Raw genomic sequence first — 2,357 nt, 5'->3', positions numbered from 1 at the left:
GCTCCGATACCATCAAGAAGTGAAAAGCGCCTCGAAGGCCGCTCCCCGTTCCGATGAACAACCCTCTACCCAACGACTCACCTCACCGCAAGCACAAAATTACGACACCCACACGACAAGGACGTGTAACCAGCGTTACCCGGCGAAAATTCCGCGCGCCCAACGCACCAGCCGCGTGGGGGATGCGCCGGCCGGTTCACGCATTCTGGATATAATCTCGCATCGCCACGGCCTCGGCCTCGATCCGGTCGATCCGGATCTTCACCAGATCCCCGATAGAGACGAAGCCGATCAGGCGATCGTCCTGCACCACCGGCAGATGGCGGATGCGCCGCTTGGTCATCAGGCCCAGCGCGGACATGATCGGCAGGTCGCTCGTCACCGTGATCGCCGGCGTGGTCATCACCTCGGAAGCCTGCCGGTCGAGGATCGCGGCCCCCTCGCGCGCCAGCCGGTACAAGATGTCCCGCTCCGAAATGATCCCGTCGACCGTGCCGTCACGCACCACCGGCACCGCGCCGATCCGCCGCTCGGCCAGCAGTTGCACCACTGCCGACACCTTCATCGTGCCATCCACGGTGATGACGTCGCGATCCTGATGACCGAGTATCGCTGCGATGGTCATGTCCGCCTCCTTCTCTCTCCGACACGCCGCTCGGGTGGCGGCGGCATACTTGATGATCCCATGCGAACGGGCCAAATGGAACCCATGATGCCACCGAAACATGGACTGTCCGATCCCGCCGTCGCTGCCGCGGCCTGGGCGCGTTATCGCCGGCTGATGCGGTGGATGCTGCTTGTCGCCGTGCTGGCGGTGGCGGCGGCGCTGGCATGGCTGCATGTCGAAGGCGGCCTGATGACGGTCCACATGGTGATCGCCACGGTCGCCGGCGTCGGCTTCACCGTGCTGCTGGCGACGGGACTGATGATGGCGGCGTTTCTCAGTTCCGGCAGCGGCCACGACGAAGACGTGGCGTCCAACCCGGAGGATTGGCGATGAACGACCAGACGACACGCGACCCGGTGCTGCGGGTGGTGCCCCGCCCCGCCGACATCAACACCAACGGCCATATCTTCGGCGGCTGGGTTCTGGCGCAGATGGACATCGCGGGCGGCATCGTCGCCGGGCGGGAGGCGCAGGGACCGGTCGCCACCGTCGCGATCGACGCGATGGAGTTCCTCTCCCCGATCCTCTTGCGCGATCTGATCTCGGTCTATGCCGATGTCGAGCGGCGCGGCCGGACGTCGCTGGCGATCCGGATCGAGGTCTTCGCCCGACGCGACAGGATGGTGGAGGAGCAACGGGTGACGAGCGGGCTGTTCACCTTCGTCGCGCTGGACGAGAATCATCGGCCACGGCCGTTGCCCGACGCCGGGCCGCGCAGCGCCGCCTAACTGCCCAGCCCGAGCGCGCGCTCCACGACGGGCAGATAGCTCGGCCCCACCTGCACCGTGGCGCCGCCCTCCAGCAGCAGCGTCACCGAACGGCCGGACCGCTGGACCTCGCGGACCCTGGCCGGGCGGACGAAGGCGGAGCGGTGGACACGCAGCAGGTCGCCGCCGGCCAGACGCGCCTCCAGCCCCGCCATCGTCGTGCGCAGCATATGGCTCCGCACGTCGGTATGCAGCAGCACGTAATCGCGCGCCGCCTCGATCCACTCGATCGCCTCAAGCGGCACGCGCCGCTGGCCGTTGCGCTCCGGCACCCAGAAGACGATCCCGTCACGCGCCGGGGCGGTCGCGGCCTGCAGCATCCGCTCCTCCAGCACGCCGGCGCGCGCCGCCTGCGCGCGCAACGCCTGGCGGCGGCGGGCGCGGTCGATCGACTGGCGCAGGCGGTCGAACCGCACGGGTTTCAGCAGGTAATCCACCGCGTCCACGTCGAACGCGTCGGGGGCATAACGCTCGTGCGCGGTGACGAACATGATCTCGGGTCGCCCCTCGGCCGGCAGGTCCGCCGCCACGCGCAGGCCGTCGCGACCGGGCATCTGGATATCGAGGATGACGAGATCGGGACGATGCCGGGCGATCGCCGCCAGCGCTTCCTCCCCATTGCGCGCGGTGCCGACCAGCTCGACCCCGTCGATCTCGCCGAGCAGCGTTTCCAGCCGCGAAAGCGCCAGCGCCTCGTCGTCCACCAGCAACACCCGCATCGTCGTCACGAACCCCAACCCCCGATAGCCGAGCGTGCCATAGCGATCACCGCGCCGGCAAGGCGGTGGTCAGGCGTCGACCGGCGCCCCGGCCTGCGCCGGAAGCCTGATGCGCGAGACGAATCCGTCCGCCTCCGCCCCGGCCGCCAGCGTGCCCGCCTTGCCGTAGAGCGCGGCCAGCCGCCGCCGCACGTTCACCAGCCC

General features: G+C 69.0%; 4 protein-coding genes. 2 read left to right on the top strand and 2 right to left on the bottom strand.

From position 1 onward, the window contains the following. Positions 1–196: 196 nt before the first annotated feature. Positions 197–625 (bottom strand): CBS domain-containing protein, encoded by a 429-nt coding sequence (locus FOY91_RS21155; protein ID WP_145156018.1) that lies wholly within the window; start codon positions 623–625, stop codon positions 197–199. A gap of 87 nt (positions 626–712) precedes the next feature. Here FOY91_RS21155 and FOY91_RS21150 point away from each other — a divergent pair, with 87 nt between their 5' ends. Both FOY91_RS21150 and FOY91_RS21145 read left to right on the top strand, forming a co-directional pair. After that, on the top strand, positions 713–1,000 hold the full coding sequence (locus tag FOY91_RS21150; RefSeq protein WP_145156016.1) for a hypothetical protein: 288 nt from the start codon (positions 713–715) through the stop codon (positions 998–1,000). Then, complete coding sequence (locus FOY91_RS21145) at positions 997–1,395, top strand: acyl-CoA thioesterase (RefSeq protein ID WP_145156014.1); 399 nt, start codon at positions 997–999, stop codon at positions 1,393–1,395. The genes FOY91_RS21150 and FOY91_RS21145 overlap by 4 nt, the downstream gene beginning before the upstream one ends. Here FOY91_RS21145 and FOY91_RS21140 read toward each other — a convergent pair. Beyond that, positions 1,392–2,153: a LytR/AlgR family response regulator transcription factor gene (locus tag FOY91_RS21140; protein WP_145156020.1), complete on the bottom strand. Its 762-nt coding sequence runs from the start codon at positions 2,151–2,153 to the stop codon at positions 1,392–1,394. The genes FOY91_RS21145 and FOY91_RS21140 overlap by 4 nt on opposite strands. Positions 2,154–2,357: the final 204 nt, after the last annotated feature.

Source organism: Alterirhizorhabdus solaris (assembly GCF_007785815.1).
GTDB classification, from domain to species: Bacteria; Pseudomonadota; Alphaproteobacteria; order Sphingomonadales; family Sphingomonadaceae; genus Alterirhizorhabdus; species Alterirhizorhabdus solaris.
This window is presented reverse-complemented; position numbering and strand designations above follow the sequence as displayed.

What these genes read in the sequence shown, in the direction of transcription:
- FOY91_RS21155 (WP_145156018.1), bottom strand. Translation starts at nt 625, where the DNA reads ATGACCATCGCAGCGATACTCGGTCATCAGGATCGCGACGTCATCACC.
- FOY91_RS21150 (WP_145156016.1), top strand. Translation starts at nt 713, where the DNA reads ATGCCACCGAAACATGGACTGTCCGATCCCGCCGTCGCTGCCGCGGCC.
- FOY91_RS21145 (WP_145156014.1), top strand. Translation starts at nt 997, where the DNA reads ATGAACGACCAGACGACACGCGACCCGGTGCTGCGGGTGGTGCCCCGC.
- FOY91_RS21140 (WP_145156020.1), bottom strand. Translation starts at nt 2,153, where the DNA reads ATGCGGGTGTTGCTGGTGGACGACGAGGCGCTGGCGCTTTCGCGGCTG.